At 44.9% G+C, this 15,936-nt stretch carries 17 protein-coding genes and 1 riboswitch; of the genes, 14 read left to right on the top strand and 3 right to left on the bottom strand.

Annotation, left to right across the window (positions count from 1 at the left end; genetic code table 11):
* The first annotated feature begins 31 nt into the window (after positions 1-31).
* Positions 32-209: riboswitch (Lysine riboswitch) on the top strand.
* Positions 210-318: 109 nt separating this feature from the next.
* Positions 319-1,686 (top strand): lysine-sensitive aspartokinase 3, encoded by a 1,368-nt coding sequence (gene lysC / locus QWZ07_RS23905; RefSeq protein ID WP_192854159.1) that lies wholly within the window; start codon positions 319-321, stop codon positions 1,684-1,686.
* Positions 1,687-1,790: 104 nt separating this feature from the next.
* Here lysC and metH read toward each other — a convergent pair whose 3' ends face one another.
* A complete protein-coding gene (gene metH / locus QWZ07_RS23900; RefSeq protein WP_192854160.1) occupies positions 1,791-5,468 on the bottom strand; it encodes a methionine synthase in 3,678 nt (1,225 codons plus the stop codon).
* Between the two features lie 168 nt (positions 5,469-5,636).
* Between metH and QWZ07_RS23895 the strand changes: the two genes are divergently transcribed.
* Together QWZ07_RS23895 and QWZ07_RS23890 are read left to right on the top strand one after the other, a co-directional pair.
* Complete coding sequence (locus QWZ07_RS23895) at positions 5,637-6,917, top strand: cation:proton antiporter (RefSeq protein ID WP_102513575.1); 1,281 nt, start codon at positions 5,637-5,639, stop codon at positions 6,915-6,917.
* Positions 6,918-7,960: 1,043 nt separating this feature from the next.
* A complete protein-coding gene (locus QWZ07_RS23890; RefSeq protein ID WP_225998558.1) occupies positions 7,961-8,806 on the top strand; it encodes a sigma-70 family RNA polymerase sigma factor in 846 nt (281 codons plus the stop codon).
* A gap of 4 nt (positions 8,807-8,810) precedes the next feature.
* On the opposite strand, the gene QWZ07_RS23885 is transcribed toward QWZ07_RS23890, so the two are convergent.
* Both QWZ07_RS23885 and QWZ07_RS23880 read right to left on the bottom strand, forming a co-directional pair.
* Entirely contained in the window at positions 8,811-9,782 is a 972-nt protein-coding gene (locus tag QWZ07_RS23885) for a phage integrase (RefSeq protein ID WP_192854162.1), read from the bottom strand.
* 36 nt (positions 9,783-9,818) lie between these two features.
* On the bottom strand, positions 9,819-10,115 hold the full coding sequence (locus QWZ07_RS23880; RefSeq protein ID WP_048669588.1) for a helix-turn-helix domain-containing protein: 297 nt from the start codon (positions 10,113-10,115) through the stop codon (positions 9,819-9,821).
* Between the two features lie 122 nt (positions 10,116-10,237).
* On the opposite strand from QWZ07_RS23880, the gene QWZ07_RS23875 reads away from it, so the two are divergent.
* The 11 genes from QWZ07_RS23875 to QWZ07_RS23825 all read left to right on the top strand — a co-directional run bounded on the left by QWZ07_RS23875 (position 10,238) and on the right by QWZ07_RS23825 (position 15,930).
* Positions 10,238-10,453, top strand: a complete 216-nt coding sequence (locus tag QWZ07_RS23875) for a hypothetical protein (RefSeq protein ID WP_192854163.1) — start codon at positions 10,238-10,240, stop codon at positions 10,451-10,453.
* A 197-nt stretch (positions 10,454-10,650) separates the two neighbouring features.
* Positions 10,651-10,920 carry a hypothetical protein gene (locus QWZ07_RS23870; protein WP_102560483.1) on the top strand — a complete coding sequence of 90 codons (270 nt, stop codon included), beginning with the start codon at positions 10,651-10,653 and terminating at the stop codon, positions 10,918-10,920.
* On the top strand, positions 10,917-11,180 hold the full coding sequence (locus QWZ07_RS23865) for a hypothetical protein (RefSeq protein ID WP_048657930.1): 264 nt from the start codon (positions 10,917-10,919) through the stop codon (positions 11,178-11,180). The genes QWZ07_RS23870 and QWZ07_RS23865 overlap by 4 nt, the downstream gene beginning before the upstream one ends.
* Positions 11,181-11,213: 33 nt before the next feature.
* On the top strand, positions 11,214-11,417 hold the full coding sequence (locus QWZ07_RS23860) for a hypothetical protein (RefSeq protein ID WP_048657929.1): 204 nt from the start codon (positions 11,214-11,216) through the stop codon (positions 11,415-11,417).
* A gap of 2 nt (positions 11,418-11,419) precedes the next feature.
* Positions 11,420-11,683 (top strand): hypothetical protein, encoded by a 264-nt coding sequence (locus QWZ07_RS23855; RefSeq protein WP_132715524.1) that lies wholly within the window; start codon positions 11,420-11,422, stop codon positions 11,681-11,683.
* A 9-nt stretch (positions 11,684-11,692) separates the two neighbouring features.
* Positions 11,693-13,558 (top strand): replication endonuclease, encoded by a 1,866-nt coding sequence (locus QWZ07_RS23850; RefSeq protein WP_192854164.1) that lies wholly within the window; start codon positions 11,693-11,695, stop codon positions 13,556-13,558.
* A 66-nt stretch (positions 13,559-13,624) separates the two neighbouring features.
* A complete protein-coding gene (locus tag QWZ07_RS23845) occupies positions 13,625-13,942 on the top strand; it encodes a hypothetical protein (RefSeq protein ID WP_192854165.1) in 318 nt (105 codons plus the stop codon).
* The gene (locus tag QWZ07_RS23840; protein ID WP_192854166.1) at positions 13,935-14,495 is read left to right on the top strand and encodes a hypothetical protein; all 561 of its coding nucleotides are present in this window, start codon (positions 13,935-13,937) and stop codon (positions 14,493-14,495) included. Before QWZ07_RS23845 ends, QWZ07_RS23840 begins: the two co-directional genes overlap by 8 nt.
* Complete coding sequence (locus tag QWZ07_RS23835) at positions 14,479-14,946, top strand: hypothetical protein (protein ID WP_192854167.1); 468 nt, start codon at positions 14,479-14,481, stop codon at positions 14,944-14,946. Before QWZ07_RS23840 ends, QWZ07_RS23835 begins: the two co-directional genes overlap by 17 nt.
* Positions 14,906-15,670 (top strand): hypothetical protein, encoded by a 765-nt coding sequence (locus tag QWZ07_RS23830; RefSeq protein ID WP_192854168.1) that lies wholly within the window; start codon positions 14,906-14,908, stop codon positions 15,668-15,670. Before QWZ07_RS23835 ends, QWZ07_RS23830 begins: the two co-directional genes overlap by 41 nt.
* Before the next feature lie 131 nt (positions 15,671-15,801).
* On the top strand, positions 15,802-15,930 hold the full coding sequence (locus QWZ07_RS23825) for a hypothetical protein (protein ID WP_017081565.1): 129 nt from the start codon (positions 15,802-15,804) through the stop codon (positions 15,928-15,930).
* Positions 15,931-15,936: the final 6 nt, after the last annotated feature.

The following is a 15,936-nucleotide window of genomic DNA, read 5'->3' as shown; positions in this document are numbered from 1 at the left end:
GTTACCGCAAACACGTTCAATGAAATGGCTATCTAGCAGAAGAGGAGCACTGCCCAGGCAGATGTTTTGTGGAACCGCATTTCCAATACAAAACATTAAGGGGGAGCAGTGCCGAGATAATAAAAGGATGCAGGACCTTTATTATCGGTTGGGCGGGCTGAATCCCGGCAACTGTCGCCATTTCTATATGGTGAGGAGCTTCTGAGGTTACTATTCTAATAATTCCTCTCTTTTTGCTCTAAATACTCTCTTCGAAAAACATCGGACGTTGGATTACCCAATCGTAATTTTATTTTAGGAAGTCGTGGGAGATATATCGTGAGTGCATCTAATGTAGCTGGTTCTTTTAATGTCGCTAAGTTTGGTGGAACAAGTGTTGCCAACTTTGAAGCAATGAGCCGTTGTGCTGCCATTATTGAAAATAACTCGAATACGAAACTGGTCGTGAGCAGCGCATGCTCAGGCGTTACTAACCTACTTGTTGAACTCGCGAATGGTGTGCAAGATAAAACTCGTCGCCAAGAACTAGTCACACAGTTAACCGATATTCATAATACGATTCTTGCTCAGTTAGCCGATCCTATCATTATCGAGAAAGAGGTTCATAGCATTCTCGATGATATTGCGAGTGCAGCCGAAGCAGCATCATTCCAAGTAAGCACAAAGCTGACTGACCACCTTGTCGCATGTGGCGAACTGATGTCGACACATATCCTCGCTCAAATCATTCGCGAACGTGGTACACCAGCGGTTCGTTTTGACATCAGAGAAGTGATGCGTACCAATGATGATTTCGGTAAAGCAGAACCACAGCTGGAAGATATTGCAGCCCTTGCACAGCAGAAACTGATTCCACTTTGCGAAGAACAAGTTGTCGTTACCCAAGGTTTTATCGGTGCCGATAGCGAAGGTAACACCACAACGTTAGGTCGTGGCGGCAGTGATTATTCAGCTGCACTGATTGCGGAGTCGGTACAAGCGATTGGCTTAGAAATTTGGACTGATGTTCCGGGGATCTACACTACCGATCCACGCATCGCACCGAAAGCTTCTCCAATCCCAGAAATCAGCTTCAGCGAAGCCTCTGAGATGGCAAACTTTGGCGCGAAGATATTACACCCTTCAACTCTGGTTCCTGCCCTACGCCATCAAATCCCGGTTTTTGTCGGCTCATCAAAAGCGCCAGAGCTTGGTGGAACGTGGATTCGTCAACAAGTTGAAAGCTCCCCTCTATTTCGAGCGCTTGCCCTACGCTGCAACCAAACCATGGTTACGCTACGTAGCGCTAATATGTTCCATGCTTATGGCTTCCTAGCAAAAGTGTTCGAGATCTTGGCTAAACATAAGATCTCTGTCGATCTTATCACTACCTCAGAGATCAGTGTCTCACTGACTCTCGATCAAACCGATACCTCTGGTGGTGCTCCTGAGTTACCTGAAGCCGCTCGCTTTGAGCTTGAAGAACTATGTTCCGTGGATATTGAACACGACCTATGCCTTGTTGCTCTTATTGGTAACAACATGAGCGAAAGCAAAGGCTATGCAAAGCAGGTATTCGGCACTCTAGAAGATTTCAACCTACGTATGATTTGTTACGGAGCAAGCCCACACAACCTATGCTTCTTGCTAGATGAATCTGTGTCTAAGTTGGCGATTCAAAAACTTCATCAAGAGTTATTTGAATAGATAGTCCGTTTATCATCGACAGATAAATAACTAAATTACAGACACAAAAAGGGTTGCTATTAAGCAACCCTTTCTCTTTTTTACTTTACGAATCAAAGCTCGTACTAGTTAATGTTTGGACCTAACCACTTCTCAGCTTCCAGCATGTCCCAACCTTTACGGTCGGCATAGCTGTCCACTTGATCCTGTTGAATCTGTGCAATCGCAAAGTATCGGGCATCAGGATGTGAAAAATACATACCAGACACTGAAGCACCTGGCCACATTGCGTAACTCGTCGTTAGTGACATGTCGATTGCTTTTTCAACGTCCATCAACTCCCACAACGTGCCTTTTTCTGTATGTTCTGGGCAAGCAGGATAACCCGGAGCTGGACGAATACCTTGGTACTTCTCTCGAATCAAATCGTCGTTAGACAAATCCTCATCCGGCGAGTAGCCCCAAATGTCCTTTCTCACTTCTTTATGCAAGTATTCAGCGAACGCTTCAGCCAATCGGTCAGCAACCGCCTGAATCATAATCGCGTTGTAGTCATCACCGTTGGCTTTGTATTCATCAGCAAGCTCTCGCTCACCGATACCACCAGTCACCGCAAAGCCACCAATCCAGTCCGATTTGCCGCTATCTTTAGGTGCAATGTAATCAGACAAACAGTAGTTAAAACCTTTTGGCTTCTCGGTTTGTTGACGAAGGTTGTGCAAAACCTTTAACACTTCAGTACGAGATTCATCGGTATATACCTCGATATCATCGCCAACACTGTTCGCTGGGAACATCGCACACATCCCACGAGCTTCAAGTAGCTTCTCTTTCTGCACTCGATCCAATAAATCATTCGCATCTTTGAATAAGCGTTTCGCTTCCTCGCCCACTTCTTCATGATCAAGAATTGCAGGGTACTTTCCGACTAGCGACCATGTCATAAAGAATGGAGTCCAGTCGATGTACTGACGTAAAGTCGCAACATCAAAATCATTGAAGATGTGTACTCCAGGCTTAGCGGGTGCCGGCGGCGTATAAGCTCTCCAATCAATCGCCACTTTATTAGCTCGAGCGCGCTCAAGCGTAACAGGCTTAGTACGTGGTTTCTTACGATTGTGCTGATCTCGCACACGGTCGTAATCAATATCCAACTTCTCAACAAAGGCGGGCTTCAACTCTTTAGATAGCAATGAGGTACATACACCCACCGCACGTGAAGCATTGTTTACGTAGACCACAGGTTCAGAGTAGTTCTGTTCAATCTTAACGGCTGTATGCGCTTTAGATGTGGTTGCTCCACCGATCAGAAGAGGCAGTTTAAAGCCTTGTCTCTCCATCTCTTTGGCCACATGTACCATTTCATCAAGAGAAGGAGTAATTAGCCCGGATAAGCCTATAATGTCGACGTTCTCTTCTTTAGCGACCTTAAGGATTTTTTCACATGAAACCATCACGCCTAAATCGATAATTTCGTAGTTATTACACTGCAAGACAACGCCTACAATGTTTTTACCAATATCGTGAACATCGCCTTTTACGGTCGCAAGTAAGATTTTCCCGTTAGTCGCACCAACGTCTTTGGTTGCATTAATAAATGGTTCTAGATGGGCTACCGCTTGCTTCATAACACGTGCAGATTTCACTACTTGAGGAAGGAACATCTTACCTTCACCAAAGAGGTCACCAACCACGTTCATGCCATCCATTAACGGGCCTTCAATCACCTCGATAGGGCGGGAGGCATTAACACGAGCTTCTTCGGTATCTTCAACAATAAAGTCGGTAATACCTTTCACTAAGGAATGCTCTAAGCGCTTTTCTACTGGCCAGGTACGCCACTCTAAAGCAGATTTATCTTCAACTTTCCCCACTGCACGTTCTAGATATTCAGTCGCGATATCTAGCAAGCGCTCAGTGGAATCATCTCGGCGGTTTAGAACCACATCTTCAACTGCTTCACGTAAATCCTCAGGCACATTATCGTAAATCTCTAATTGCCCAGCATTTACGATGCCCATATCCATACCGTTTTTAAAACAGTGATATAGGAATACTGCGTGGATAGCCTCACGAACGTAGTTATTGCCTCGGAATGAGAACGAAACATTCGAGACACCACCAGAGATCATCGCATGAGGGAGATCGCGTTTGATATCTCCGACTGCTTCAATGAAATCGACCGCATAGTTGTTATGCTCATCAATACCCGTCGCCACAGCAAAAATGTTCGGGTCAAAAATAATATCTTCAGGTGGGAAGCCCACTTCATCAACCAGAATATTGTAGGCATTAGTACAAATCTCAACCTTACGCTCTCGAGTATCAGCTTGGCCAACTTCATCGAACGCCATCACAATAACGGCTGCACCATATCGGCGAACCAGTTTAGCTTGTTCGACAAACTTCTCTTTCCCTTCCTTCAATGAGATAGAGTTGACGATGCCTTTACCCTGAATACATTTCAGACCCGCTTCAATAACTTCCCATTTTGAAGAGTCGACCATGACTGGCACTTTCGAGATCTCAGGCTCAGATGCACATAGATTAAGGAATTTAACCATACACGCCTCAGCGTCTAGCATCCCTTCATCCATGTTTATATCGATAATTTGAGCGCCGTTCTCAACTTGCTCTCGAGCCACACTCAAAGCTTCATCATATAGCTCTTCTTTGATAAGGCGCTTAAAGCGAGCAGAGCCCGTAACGTTAGTTCTCTCACCCACGTTAACAAATAGAGATTCCTTGGATATCGTCAATGGCTCTAAACCAGAGAGACGACAAGAGACGGGTAAATCTGGTAGTTGGCGCGGTGTTACACCCTCAACAGCTTCTGCCATTTGGCGTATATGTTCTGGCGTCGTACCACAACAACCACCAATTAAGTTCAAGAAGCCACTTTCAGCCCATTCCTTAACGTGTTCAGCCATATCTTCGGGAGAAAGGTCATACTCACCAAATGCATTAGGTAAACCCGCGTTAGGGTGAGCAGAAACATGACACTCGGAGATACGAGACATCTCACCGACATATTCGCGCAGTTCATCGGGACCTAATGCACAGTTCAAACCGAACGAGATTGGCTTTACATGACGAAGAGCGTTGTAGAATGCTTCCGTAGTTTGTCCGGAAAGCGTTCGACCAGATGCATCGGTGATAGTACCGGAGATCATAACTGGTAAAGTGATACCCATTTCTTCAAAGACAGACTCAACGGCAAAAGAGCATGCCTTCGCGTTGAGTGTATCGAAGATAGTCTCGATAAGAATCAGGTCTGACCCGCCTTTGATAAGAGCACGAGTCGACTCAGAATACGCCACTACAAGTTCATCAAAACTCACATTACGATAGCCCGGATCATTAACATCTGGGGAGAGAGAACAAGTTCGGTTAGTTGGACCTAAAACACCCGCTACGAAACGAGGTTTCTCTGGCGTCTTCACTGTCCATTCATCTGCCGCTTCTCGAGCCAGTTTAGCAGCAGCATAGTTAATTTCTTCGCTAAGACTTTCCATATCGTAGTCGGCCATAGCAATGGTTGTTGCATTAAAGGTATTGGTTTCAAGGATATCTGCACCTGCTTCCAAATACTCCGTGTGGATACCTTTGATAAGCTTAGGTTGTGTAAGTACCAAAAGGTCATTGTTACCTTTTAAGTCACTATGCCAATCAGCAAAGCGCTCACCACGATAGTCCTGCTCTTCCAATTTATAATCCTGAATCATGGTACCCATGCCACCATCAATCAGTAAAATTCGTTGCTTTAACAGAGCCTCAATCTTTTGCCTTACATTACTTCCCACGGTACAGCCTCATTCCTTTAATTATCTCTCCATCCTATCACACATTAAAAAGGAGTCTAGACGTCTAAAAAAGGAAATTGATTACTAAGCTATGACAAAAAGTGTTTGCTATTTAAGCATGAGACAACGAAAATTAATTTTCATACTTTGTTACATATTGGAATCCCAATGTCGGTCTATTACACCTTATGCTTCTTGTCCGCTGCAGCCATGCTTATTGCTTTCGTGAATACCAAAATTGGTAAAATGCAGACAACCATCGCCATTACAGCTGGCTCAATGATGCTATCTCTATTGATTATCATTGCGGGACAAAACAATTGGTTCCAGTTGGCAGACATCGCCTCAGAGACCGTTGCTAGTATCAACTTTGAAGATTTCCTCCTGAAAGGAATATTAGGTTTCTTACTCTTCGCGGGCGGCTTGGGGATTAAGCTACCAAACTTAAAAGATCAAAAGTGGGAAATAACTGTACTCGCATTAGGTGCAACACTGTTTTCAACCTTCTTTATTGGATTTGTGCTCTATGGGTTTTGTCAGTTCATCGGCATTCAATTTGATCTAATTTATTGTTTACTGTTTGGTTCTCTAATCTCTCCAACCGATCCAATTGCCGTGTTAGCAATAGTAAAAAAACTCGATGCTCCCAGACGAATCTCTACTCAAATCGAAGGTGAGTCATTATTTAATGATGGTTTTGGCTTAGTTATATTCGTAACACTCTTCACCATTGCATTCGGTACAGAGGCTCCGACGGTTGGTAGTGTGACAATGTTATTTGTCCAAGAGGCGATTGGCGGCATCGTCTATGGCTTTGTTCTAGGTTTAATATTCCATTACCTAATCAGCAACACCGATGACCACTCTATGGAGTTGCTATTAACCATCGGCATCCCAACTGCTGGTTATGCGTTTGCTGAAGTTCTACATGTATCAGGTCCATTGGCAATGGTGGTATCAGGTATCATGATCGGTAACTGGACTCGCTTTATCGGATTCTCAAAAGAGAGTGAAGATCACCTAGATCATTTCTGGGAACTCATAGACGAATTCTTAAATGGCGTTCTCTTCTTATTGATTGGTATGTCTATGCTGCTATTCAAATTCCACCAAGAAGACTGGATTTTAATGGCATTCGCAGTCCCTCTAGTACTAAGTGCACGCTACCTAAGTGTTTTCTTGTCTTATATTGGATTTAAACGTTTTAGAACTTACAACCCATGGTCGATTAAGATTCTAACTTGGGGTGGCTTGCGTGGTGGTCTAGCTCTAGCAATGGCACTTTCAATCCCTTCAGGCATTTGGGTTATTGAAGACAAGTCAATCGACGTTAAAGAGATAATCCTTGTTATGACATACGCAGTTGTTGTGTTCTCAATATTAGTTCAAGGTTCGACAATTACTCCTATGATAGAGAAAGCGAAACAAGCTGAGAAAGAATTGGATTAACACCGAAAAAATATAAACGAAGGTCGCTTAGTATAAGCGGCCTTTTTTGTGCCTGTACCTAATCGATAAAGGTCGTCCTTAACTTTAAAAGTTCCCCCCCTTATCTCTGACCATCACTTTAGTCATGATTGTTATCGGCAATCATGACTCTTTGTCGTACCTAGCCCTCCCAACAAACAACCACCAGTTCTAGTATGCTCAAGCGAAGAGAAACACAAAGCATTTACGGAAATAAATTAAGTAAAGAGACATCGCCATATTTAGCTGATTAGGTTTAATAGCCGTATTTCTACATGTCCTTCTGTTCAAGTTAAGTATTGAAAGCATAATAAAGTGTAGAAAGAGAACAACGATCGAAGAAGCATTCTGATTAGAGTCAAAGCTTTGCACACTAACGTCCTAGATCCGAAACTTCTCGATAGAACAACTGATGTAGTAGCAAAAAGAGGAGGTAAAATAACAGTGCTTGTGTAAACCTACTTCGTAGAAGAAAGCTTAGAAATATTTCGTACTAATATTTCAAGATAGAACTTAAGCAATTGACGAGTACGAGTTGATGTAAGACTGATAGAAAACAAAAAGACTCTAGTCTTTCTACCGGGGAGCGAAGTCTAGAGCCTTAAATATGGCATGAGTAAAGGTTTACGCGCTGTTTTGGTAAGTCGGGGAATCCACTGCCTGCCAATAGTGTAATTAGATTCAGAAAGCAAAAAGGCTCCAGCATTTCTGCTAGAGCCTTAAATATGGCAGGGGTGGAGAGATTCGAACTCCCAACACGCGGATTTGGAATTCTAAAAACCAATATAAAAATCATACCCTTACCAAAGAAGAAAAATAGAAATACAGGTATTTCCTGCTATTTCTGTATTCCTTGCTTCGACAAACTACCCCACTTTAAAATTAAATTTTTAAGAAGAATCAAAAAACAAGACTATGATGTTTGATGCATAACAGGAAAACGACTAACATTTCCGGTGTAATTCAAAGGAATAAGTCCAAGACACACTAAGTTGCTTGGGCACTAAACGATGAGGGATAGTTTTTTGATAACAGAAAATAGCTTAAATACTGATTGTTACTCTCTATATATCAAAGACATTGTGGAGGTCGAACGACTTACACCAGAGCAAGAGTATCATTATATGACGCTTGTTCATCAAGGAGACAAACTAGCTAGGGATGTCTTGATTGAGGCCAATTTGAGGCTAGTGGTTAAAATCGCCCAAAAATATACCAAGAAAAGGCTACATAACCATACTCTCTTGGATTTAATAGCAGAAGGGAATCTAGGATTAATCAAAGCTGTAGAAAAATTTGACCACAAGAAAGGTTTTCGTTTTAGTACCTATGCAGTTTGGTGGATTCGAGAAAGTATAGAATCCTCTCTAATGAATACAGAACGAACAGTACGGGTTCCTATCCACATTATAAAAGAAATAAACCGACTATCTCGACAAACTGATAAAATGCTGTCTAGCTTAAACCGACCTCCCTCTGTTAAAGAAATTACCGAACAAACGGAAAGTACCCATAAACATGTCAGCGAACTTCTTCAAATAAGTGGATATATTCAGTCAAATTTCTCTGTCGATATTACCAACAGAGAATATGGCAACCTTGAAACATGTATCTCAAAAACATTCCCAGAACCGGACAAGGCATACCAAAACAAAGAACTACTAAAAAGCTTGGAAACAGTCGTCCTTTCACTACCAGTAAAACACCAACGTATCATTGCCCATCGATTTGGGCTTTTTAATAAAGACACCTTAACTCTTGAGGACTTGGGAAAAATGTACGGCTTATCTAGAGAAAGGGTAAGACAATTACAACAAGAAGGGCTTTTGAAACTTCAAGCGAAGCTCAAATTCAATGGATGGGATAAATAAACTTTTATCCTAAGAGGATATTATCTTGATGTTGATTCAAAGGATTCAGCGTCAAAGTTTCTTCTAAATGTTCAGGAGCCAAATGCGCATAACGCATGGTCGTTGTGATCTCAGTATGGCCAAGAACATCCCTTAACTTCACAATATTGCCGCCGTTCATCACATAATGACTCGCAAAGGTATGACGTAGAACGTGAGTCATTTGTCCTTTCGGTAAATCAATATTGGCCTCTGCAACCGCCTTTCGAAAAGTCGATAAGCTATTCAAAAACATGCGCTCTTCACTGATAGGCTCAAGAGCGCTTAATTCACCATACAGTATTTGATTAATCGGCACGGTGCGATTCTTAGATGATTTGGTATTCAAAAACGTGATCTGATTATTTTTCATTTGTGAGGGCTTAAGCGCTTCCGCTTCCCCCCACCTAGCCCCCGTTGCTAAGCAAATTTTCACGATGAACACCAAAGACCGGTTACTGAACGTTTGACAAGAATCCAAGAGCCTTGCGATCTCATCATGCTCCAAATACCTCAACTCTTTTTCACGCTCTTTAAACTGACGAATTTTAGTCAGCGGATTATCAAACTCAATCACCCCTAACCTCTCCAACTCGTTAAACATCGCCCTAAGATAGGCATGCTCTCGGTTTATGGTGGTCGTCGTCACTTCGATACTGCGTTGCTCTCGGTAATGCGCAAAATCTTTACTGGTGAAATCGCTCGCAATGGGGTTACCCAAACGCTCTGATATTCGATAAAGACTCTTTCTCAACCTAATATGATCGCGTAGCGTCTTACCGTGCATTCGATACCAAAGCGTGATCAATTCATCCAGCGTCCTAAAGTCCTTACCCGCACATTCTCGCTCAAGTTTTAAAGCTAACCGCTTATCAAGTTGCATGGCCTTTCGTTCACTCTCAAACACCTGATTAGGGGCCAGACTTGAATAATAATTCGCATTCTTCTTTAAAATCATTCTTCCCCCAACGATAGTATTTAAGCAAGCAAACCGTTAGGCAAGTTTCTTGTTGCTGGTTGTTTTTTCGACAATTCCGAGCTCTGATAGTATAGAGAAGTCGGGACTAATCTGGCCCGACTCAGGGAGAACTTCATCGGTCATCAACCAATAGGTATACTTTTTGAAGCGCTCATGCTTTGTGATCTTCATCAAAAAATCACCTTTTGGTTCTCTTCTTTCTTGTTCGTAATTTCGCTGAGCTCCTACTGATATATCAATAAGTTGTGACATTTCTTCCTGACTTAACCTCTCCGCAATTCGTATCGCTTTGATTTTTTTTCCTAATTCCACACTTGACCTCACTACTACATATGACGTAGCTTAAATGCCAACTACTACAAATGGCGTAGCAGAAATAAGTAACTCTATTTCCGTGTATTTCACGAAAATCATCAAACCTAGGAGGATATCACATGCCAATGCTGCCCGCGTTATTCATGTCTGTGCCTTTATTTGCACGTTCTCACGGAATGAGTGAAAGACAGGTACTCGATCGTCTTGATAACGCTGATTTACCCGAAATAGAAAAAGAACTCGATGCAGGAAAACGGTATGTCGACCTCGTTGAACTCGCCGCCCGCATGGAAGCGGGACAATTCAAACTGTCGATATTGAGGAAGAAATCATGACCCCTCTCATTCTAATCTTCTCAAACCAAAAATGCCTACCGGTGGAAGTCGTGCCAGCCAATGAGCACTCCTCGAATTTCTCGTATGCCGTGTCAGAAATGGAAGAGCGAGCCGGTCACCCTGCGTCGTTCATGGCCACCAATCTTGCCATCTCCCGCTTGAGGGTGATTTGCGCATAGTCGTACAAGGATAAGCCCATGACTCACGCCGACGTCACTCAACACCTTTACCGTTTTTGGGTGGAGGCGTATCACCAAGATATGCACTGCCTAAAAGAAAGCGCCCCATCAAGCTTGGTGACTCAAGCGCAGTCTGAGCTCATTCATGAATCGATTCTTGAGCGTTTACATGAAGTGCGCGTTTACGCCGAAACCAGCGGCGAACACCGCTTAGCCCAATCCATCGATAACGCTTGCACAAAAATGTACTTGTTCAACGAAGCACCCTGCAAGGAGTTAGCCCAATGAAAGTCCAAACCGAGAACAACCTTGTCTATGACAGCAATCACCCAAAATGCCAGCTCCACTTTGCCCGAACCCACGGGCGCGGATTTGCGTTCATTCAATGCCTCGATACTGGCTTAGACGGCAAAGCGGAAAGGGTTAAGCGTTACTGGGGATTCTATGCCGACTCTCTTGATGAAAAAGAGAATGAAGCGGATGTTTATCGCATCATGAATTCAGGCAGTCCATGGCCTGACTTACCATCTTGCCATCATCCCGCTTGAAGGTGATTTGCGCATTGTTGTGCAGGGGGAGTCATGGAAACACAAATTTACTCTATCAATATCGACGTTAACACCTACGAAGAAGCTAAAGAGCTTTTTGATTACGCTACACGAAGAGTCACGCCAAAAGTTAACGCTTGCTTGTCTCTTGAAAAGCAAGCAAATCAAAGCTTTTGGGTGCATGTTCGCAATCAATCGCTTGAAGCCATGAATGTACTAAAGCACTTAGAAAAATAAGTATGAGTGACGTTACTTACAAAGAGGCAGTGTCTATCGCAGAGCTGCCTATCACCGACCCCATACACAAGCCCTGCCCCGATATGGAAGGGCTCAAAGACTTTGACCCAGAAAAAACCGAGAGAGCGTGTTTCTTAATATCGAAGCTAAGAGAAAAGCACGGCATTAAAAAGCGCGTTAAACCGACGCCTAAACCCTTGAATTACAACTGCACCGAACGAGGTTGTATCGAGCCTTGGGGAACAGTGAGTAAAGGAAAAACTTAAGGTTGGACTATGAGTACCTACAAACGATTCCATCAACCCAACATCAATCTGTCGTTAAGTCAGTATGTCTCCAATCTCACAGCGCACCTGCCGGTGATGATGCGTCAAGATCTGGAACTTAAATTAGGGCTGAGGAAAAAGCGCAGCAATCCGACCGACCGTAATCTCGCCTTATTCATCACCGAACGCGTGAGCTTTGTGGATAACGTCGTCCACCACTTTACCCAAAAATTCCCGTTTGGTTTCGTCAGCCATGAGCCCAAACCGCTCGAACTGACTCACGACATCTTGATGAGCGATGATGCGCTTAAAAATTTCGCCATTCAACTCACTGTGGCCTTTGTCGATATCATCAATGATATTGCCGTGACCGACACCGAAGCGCGTATTGATGGCATTCCTGAGAGCCCCACCGATTACTATCACGCCCTGCACTATGCCTTTGAACAAATCCGAGATTTGATGCTCAAGGTCTTCATCGAGCCTCCGAGTGCCGACACGCGTGATATCGGTCAAACGCTCACGGTTCGTGACGCTGAGATCTTATTAGAGTGCGCGATTCGTCGTTGTATAGACCCTAAAAACTTAGTGCGTAAATTCAAACGCCTTCGCAAGCGCTACATTGAACATGCTCAAGTCACCCTTGGCAATGTCGGGGACAAACCCAGCCAACATTGCAATGTGTCGCGCCTGACTCTCTCCAACTTCAAGCAGCAATTACGCGAATCCGAAGCCTTCATGAAAAGCATGGTGGTCATCAACCACGACACCCTGCAAGAATTCAATCTCGATGAGGTGGCCTCTCGCACGACCGCCAATCCAGAAAATCGATACATTGAGTTGGTGGTTCGCAGTCGCGGGGATGAAGAGCGGGCGATCGATATGGGATTCGAAGGGGTCTTCATCACTTGGACGTTGCCCTCCCAATATCACCGTAATTCGCCTAAGTGGAACGGCTGCACCGTCAAAGAAGCGCATCAAAACCTCATGGAGCAATGGAGACTGGCCCGCGCCCACTTCGCCAAACAAGACATTCCTTGGTTTGGCCTACGGGTGGCCGAGCCCCACAAAGACGGCACACCTCATCTTCATGCCTTTGTCTATTGCCCTGCAGAATACAAAGTCGAACTCATGCGTATTTGTGCAAAGATTTCCCGAAGTGAAGATGCCGACGAGCTCTACAACAAAAAGAAACGCAAAGCCCGTTTTCACGCGAAACCTTGCCACCCTAAGAAAGGCAGCGCTACTGGCTACATCATTAAATACATCTCTAAGAACATCAACGGGGCGCATCTCCCAGAGGGTAACGCGGCCAGTAAGGCTCTTTCTGTCCGCGCTTGGGCCAGTGCGTGGGGCATCAAACAGTTCTCTCAATCGGGCTCCCCAGCGGTGGGTCTATGGCGACAACTCAGGCGCGCGAACAAAGCCGATGTGGCGATTGATGAAGCGTTAATCGACCTACATGAGCATGCAGATAAATCACGATGGAAAGAATTTACTCAGCACATTGGGGATTTACGACTCGCCCATGAAACGCAGATTAACCAGTATGGCGAAACCACCAAGCGGGTGATCGGGTTGGAATGGTTAGGTCACGTGATCGAGACCTGCCGCGATCACTTTTCTGTGGTGGCGAAGTGCGATGTGGACGCGTGGAAAAAAGCGCGGAGCGCTGTCCCTTGGAGCACTGAAAATAAGTGTAACCCACCGCCGGAAATGGAGATATCCCCGCTCGAAAAAGCCTTGATGGACGTGACGGGTTGGAGCGTAAAAGGGGTTCAATGCTTGCTTAAACCGTTATCGATGGGGGCGAAAATTCCCATTGATAAGCACACCACTCTCAGCCTGATAAATGGACGGTTGGGAGTGACTTAACCCACGCCAACGATGTGAATCAGGGGCCTTTTATCCAATACCAACGTCGAGAGACAGAGGAAGACAATGAAAAGACTATCGCTTGAGGAGTGTCAACGAGATTTAGCAGCCCTCGATGCGGCTGATAAGCTGACAGCCAGCCTAAAAGTGGAAATTGACCGTTTTAAAGAAATGGACACCGGCGCACTCATGAAAAAAGCCATGGGAATGTTGATGAGTGGCAACCTTTCACTGGAGGCGTTAGGCCTTCCCGTTAACTTGTTTGAGCAGCTTGAACACCTCGAAAAGCTCAATGGGGTGGCTCGCCTGAAATACCGCTCAGTCGTAGAGGTTCAAAAGCAGCAGCTTGATGAGATTGAAAGTGCAGAGGTAGATCATGGCTGAACATAAAAACCCAACCCGTGGGTATATATCTTGTCCAGTTTGTCAGTCGGTCGCCAGCGCCCATCAAGTGGGTGAAGGGAAACTGATTGCTACAGGGGAGCCGCCTAAAAACAGCCGCAACATCGGGTTGATGTATTACCGTTGCCCAAAGTGCGGTAACAGCTCACATAGCCATGAAGTGACCAAGTTCATTAAAGCGAATCTTGTCGCTGACTCAACCGAACTTCAACCGACGGTCACCGAAAAACTGTCGGTGGTTGATCCGGTTTTGATAACCGAACCTAACCGAACAGAGGTAACCGAACTAACCGAGGGGTTAACCGAACAGGAAGAAACACAGGAAACCAGTAAAGACGCGGTTTCCAACCGAGAGGTAACCGAAACCGCCGACGATGAAGAAGCTGAAAACACCCAAAGCACGTTTTCCTTTAAACGAGTCATAACAGCGTTGGTATCAGTTATCTTCCTCATCTGGGCATTTTCTCAACTGCTACCCAAACCGAAAGCCACAACCGAACCAGCGCAAGGAGGGGAGCATGGAGCAAACGAATGAGGTCTTGTTGGATGAGCCTGCGGCGGTGGATGATTGGGGGGATTTTGGGGCGGTCATTGATCAGCTTGAACAACAAGAACAAGGCGAGACCGATTCGGTTAACCTAACCGATTCAACCGAAACCGTCACTGAAGATAAAACCGAAGCCATGGCGGGGTTACTGGATATTGTGTTCGCCTTGACCGAACAAGCCACGTCCATTATTTCAGGGGTTGAGTTTGAATTTGACGGTAAAGGTAAACAAGCCGTCATTGATGCCGCGCAACCGGTCTTTGCAAAGCATGGTTCAACCTTGATGGGAGTGTTTGGGGACTATATTGAAGAGGCCACGCTACTGCTTGCTGTTTTGGGCTTGATCTACTCGTCTAAACAACAAATGACCGTATTGATGCAGGCCAAGGAGGTCGAGAGTGAACAAACCAACCCCCCTAGCCCTACCGAATCCCATTAACGCTAACCCATCCTTTGATGCTGAACACACCCTCTATGTAGCGGGAACGGGAGGAGGAAAAACCTCAGCCGTTAAGTATTTAGGGTTAATCCCTAAAACCGCACAAGCGGTCTTTTTTGACCCCTACACCAACTACGCGGGGAGTAAATTTCAAGGGCAAATGTGCCATGGCACGAAGTCACGTCTAGCGTTTGTGAAATCGCTGGTGATAGCGCGTCGTCGTGGCGGCTCGTTTAAGTTGGCGTACGTTCCAGCCAATGGGGCAACCTATGAAGAGTTAGAATTTTTCGCGTCAGTGGTGTGGTCGGTCGGTAACGGCCGAGCAAGCCGGCTCTATACGGTGATTGAAGAGTTAGCCTCCTGCGTAGAAACCTCTGGCAAACTTCGAGGTCGTGCGGGTGAGCTGTTTCGTGGCGGGCGTCAGTATGGCCTTGTGGTGCACTCCATATTTCAACGAGGTCAAGAGGTACCGAAAACCGTGACCGAGCAATCCAGCATTTGGTGGGTGGGCGCGGTGAATTCTATGAGTGATGCTCAATGGATCGCGGATAAACGCGGGTTGGATGTGAATACCATTGCGACGTTGAAATCCGCTAAGGTCAACAAGCAACGTATTGGAAAACCAATCGCGGAATACCTCTTGATCCGTGATGGTATCGGTAATATTGAGCATAAGGCGCTGAACTGTCAGTCAGGCTCAAGACTCAATTTGAACTACCGATAACCGACCTTTTTAACCTATAGGTTACCCGTCCAACCTATAGGTTAACTCCCCTTTCTTTTTAAACGTAACTCCACTTCTATAAAGACTCAATGTATCTGTTCGAAATCCAACGTCGAGAGACAGGGGAGTGTATGAAAGCTCAGCATAAAAACATCTTGATTGCTGTTGTACTGACCTTACTGATGATTGCCATCATTAATAACGTCTCAACGTTAGAAGCAGTCAAACAACTCATCAACGGCAAACGTGGCTGGTTTTAAGGGGAG

Source organism: Vibrio lentus (genome assembly GCF_030409755.1).
Taxonomy (GTDB): Bacteria; Pseudomonadota; Gammaproteobacteria; order Enterobacterales; family Vibrionaceae; genus Vibrio; species Vibrio lentus.
This window is presented reverse-complemented; position numbering and strand designations above follow the sequence as displayed.